At 66.5% G+C, this 3549-nt stretch carries 4 protein-coding genes; 3 read left to right on the top strand and 1 reads right to left on the bottom strand.

The window, feature by feature from the left end; translation table 11 throughout:
- A partial coding sequence (locus tag VFP86_05345) for a hypothetical protein (protein ID HET8999051.1) occupies positions 1-611 on the top strand: 611 nt, incomplete at its 5' end.
- A 69-nt stretch (positions 612-680) separates the two neighbouring features.
- On the opposite strand, the gene VFP86_05340 is transcribed toward VFP86_05345, so the two are convergent.
- Positions 681-1097, bottom strand: a complete 417-nt coding sequence (locus VFP86_05340) for a hypothetical protein (protein HET8999050.1) — start codon at positions 1095-1097, stop codon at positions 681-683.
- Positions 1098-1233: 136 nt separating this feature from the next.
- Between VFP86_05340 and VFP86_05335 the strand changes: the two genes are divergently transcribed.
- Positions 1234-2496, top strand: coding sequence for a divalent metal cation transporter (locus tag VFP86_05335; protein HET8999049.1), 1263 nt, complete (start codon positions 1234-1236; stop codon positions 2494-2496).
- A 133-nt stretch (positions 2497-2629) separates the two neighbouring features.
- A partial coding sequence (locus tag VFP86_05330; protein HET8999048.1) for a hypothetical protein occupies positions 2630-3549 on the top strand: 920 nt, incomplete at its 3' end.

Genomic DNA, 3549 nt, shown 5'->3' with positions numbered 1-3549 from the left:
TAAAGCCCAACATCGGAGGGAGCGGGGCCGGCATGCAGCGGTTCGATACGCCTGAGGCCCTCCGAGCCGCGGCGGAGTCGGGCGCGCTGTCGCTCGGGATCGACCACGTCGCGCTCGTCCAGGAGTTTCTGACGCCGCGGGCCGGTTACATCGTGCGCGTCGAAGTCATGGACGGGCGGTTCCTGTATGCGATCAAGGTCTTTCCGAAGTTCGATGAGGGATTCAACCTCTGCCCGGCCGATATCTGCCGCCCCGGCGAACCCGTAGAGACCGCGGGTAATGGCGCGCCGGCAGGCGGGGGATTGGCGTTATCGGCTGACCTGTGCCCCGTCGAGTTGCCCAAAGTCGCGCTCCGGGTCGAGGGATACCGGCCGCCGGACCCCATCACCCGCGCCGTCGCGGATATCGCCCGAGCCGCCAGGATCGACCTGGGGGGTGTCGAGTACCTGACCAACGACCGGGACGGCCAGGTCTATTATTACGACATCAACGCGCTCTCGAACTTTGTCACCGACGCCGTGAATGTGGTCGGCTTCGATCCGTACGCGGCGCTTGTGGACTACCTCGTGGTGCGGGGCCGGCTGCGCGAGCCGGTGCAGGTCACAGCGTAACGGGCGGGGGGCCGTGCGCCCCCCTCATCGTCAGTCCCGGGCACGCAGCATCCGTGTGCCTCTTCGGCCCTACGGCGCCGCAAAGAGATCCTCCCCGCGGTCATCGCTGAGCCGGATCTGCGGCATGCCGGCGGGGAGGACTGTGAGCGACGCGCGCTGCTGCTCCCCCTCGGCGAACAGCACGAGCCCGGACGCGCCGCTGCGGGCTACGAACAGCCCCAGGCGCTCTTGTGCGGCCCCATCGTAGAGGCGGAGCACCGAGGCCCCGTCTCGAGTCATCCCAATCCGCAGGCGCTGATGGCCGGCGGCATCCACGATCTCCAACCCTTCTCCCCGCAGCACCCGGTTGCGGTTTCGCTCAAACTGGGTGAACTCCAACAAACTGAACAGGATCGCGGCGAGCATCCAGGCCAGGATGGACAATCGCATGAATCGTTCCAGTTTCCGAACGCGGGCCACGAGCGCGTCGTTCGTCTCGTGCTCCATCGAGGGCCTCCTTGGGCCGAGAACCGGCCGAGGACGCTCTTCGCGCGGGCGCACCCGAATCCTCTGATGCGGCGCCGTCACCGGATGAGCGGGAGTTGCAGCAAAGTTCCAGAATGTGTACAGCCCGGAGGCCGACATGAAGATGGAGCGCATCGGGACGCGTCACGACGGCCATCACCGGCGCACGTGGCGGCAGTTCTTCAAGGTCATGGGTCCGGGGATCGTGTCGGGGGCCGCGGACAACGACCCCGCGGGCGTCGTGACCTACATTCAAATAGGCGCCACGACGGGGACGGGGCTCCTGTGGCTCATGTTCCTGTCCACCCCGATCCTCTATTACCTCGAGGAGATGGCGACCCGGCTCGGGTGCGTCCACAAGCGCGGCATCGCGCGAATCTTGAGGAGCACCTACGGAGCCAGAATCGCGGCGGCGGTGGTCGGCCCGGTCGTGCTCGCGAATATCATCACGGTCGGCGCGGATCTCTCAGGCACCGGGGCCGCCCTTCAGCTGCTCACGGGGATCGCGTGGGAGTGGTGGATTATCCCGCTGGCCGCCCTGATGGCATACTCGCTCATCTTCGCGAGCTACCGGGTGATCAGCCGGTTTCTGCTGCTGCTGACGCCACTGTTCATCTTGTACATCATTACGGGCTTCATCGTCCGGCCGCACTGGGACGCGGTCCTGCGCGCGACGTTCATCCCACCGGTCCAGTTCACGCCGACGTACCTCACGGCGGCGCTCGGACTGCTCGGCGCCACCCTGACGCCGTACATCTTTTTCTGGCAGACGACCGAGGAGGTCGAGGCCCACGCCAAGGTCGAGGATATGGCCGACCAGAACGTCGACGTCGCCGCCGGCATGTTCTACTCGAACTTGGTGGACTACTTCATCATCCTGGTCGCGGCCATCGTATTCTTCGGCAAGGGCGTTGAGATCCAAACGGTGAGCGACGCGGCAAAATCGCTCCGGCCGCTTGCCGGCGCAGGCGCCGGGCTGCTGTTCTCACTCGGCATCATTGTCAGTGGAATCATGTCCATTCCGGTGATGACGGCGTCCGCCGCGTACGGACTGGCTGAGCTGTTCGGCTGGGCGGAGGGGCTGGACAAGAAGATCTGGCAGGCCCGGGGGTTCTACGTCCTTCTCGCCGGGGCCACCGCCGTCGGGGCAGCGATCGCGCTCCTGCGGATCTCCCCGGTCACGCTGATGTACTGGTCGCAGGTCATCACCGGATTCCTCCTGCCGCCGCTCTTCGTCGTGCTCTTGCTCCTGAGCAACAATCCCCGCGTCCTCCGTCACCACACGAACCGGACCATGTCGAACTTGGTCGGCTGGGGGACGGTGATCCTGACGTCGGTGCTGGCCGTCCTGACGCTCGGGCAGCTCATCAGAGGCCACTGACGCGCCTGACGGCTCGCACATGCGCATGCAGACGTCTGTTCGCATTCTCTCAATGAGGGTCGAGCATCATGCGGATGAAGGAATCACCCTCGGACGGAGAATCAATCGAAGTTAGCCGGAGGTAATTGACCGGATGATTCACAAGATCGCGGTGTATGCGGTCGTCTTGTTTGTCGGCCTATTCGTGGGCGCTCTTGGTACGCGACTCGCGATGGGTCCATCGTCGAGCCATCGCGCTGTGACCTCGACGTATGGCGATCCACGACACGCATCCGCCCGGGAACTTGTGACCGCCGGTCGACTCCGAGAGGCTCAGGATGCCTACCTGCAGATCTTGACGCTCGCCCCGGGTGATCGGGACGCGCTTCGGGACCTGATCACGGTCCGGCGGTTGATGGCCGGCCAGGACGCCGCAACACTGCGGCAGCAGGGAGAGGCCTACCGGCGGGCGTTGGCCAACGGCACTGACACCGCGGAGCACTATACGCCCACGGCACTGGAAATACTGGCCATCGCAAACTTCGTTGCCGCGGATCAGATCGAAAAAGCGCGTGTGACCCGGGCGGGCGAGACAGCGCCGGCGGCGGGGCCGATTTCATCGTTGTTCCATCGGGTCGTTCGCCGGGGGAGCCCGAAGGCCACTGCCGCAACGCCCCGGCCGCCTCAACCCGTGGTGTCGCCCCCCGCCGGTCCCGCCGCTCCTGCGTCTGCGACGCCGGAAAAGTCGGCGCCGGCGCCCCAGCCAAGACTCACCTCAACACCCCCAACGCCTGCTCCCCCGCCCGAAGTGATCGCAACCACACCGCCCAACCCCGCCGGGCCGGTATCGCGAGAACCCGACCAGGACCTCCTCTCGCACGCTGGGGGGGCGCCAGCGGCGACCACCCCAGGTTCCCAGGAAACCGGCCCTCAGCACGCGAGCACGCCGGCTCCCGCCGCGCCGACCCCTCCCGTCACCGGCGGGACGAGCACGGGGAATGCCACCAAGACCTCGGGCGGCCGTTCAGCGTCCGGCGGGGGACGCCTGCCGTTGGTGCCGCTGTATCCCAACCC

It is taken from the genome of bacterium (assembly GCA_035703895.1).
In the GTDB taxonomy this organism is placed as follows: domain Bacteria; phylum Sysuimicrobiota; class Sysuimicrobiia; order Sysuimicrobiales; family Segetimicrobiaceae; genus Segetimicrobium.
The sequence above is the reverse complement of the archived record's forward strand: the minus strand, read 5'-3'. Positions and strand labels throughout refer to the sequence as shown.

What these genes read in the sequence shown, in the direction of transcription:
- VFP86_05340 (HET8999050.1), bottom strand. Translation starts at nt 1,097, where the DNA reads ATGGAGCACGAGACGAACGACGCGCTCGTGGCCCGCGTTCGGAAACTG.
- VFP86_05335 (HET8999049.1), top strand. Translation starts at nt 1,234, where the DNA reads ATGAAGATGGAGCGCATCGGGACGCGTCACGACGGCCATCACCGGCGC.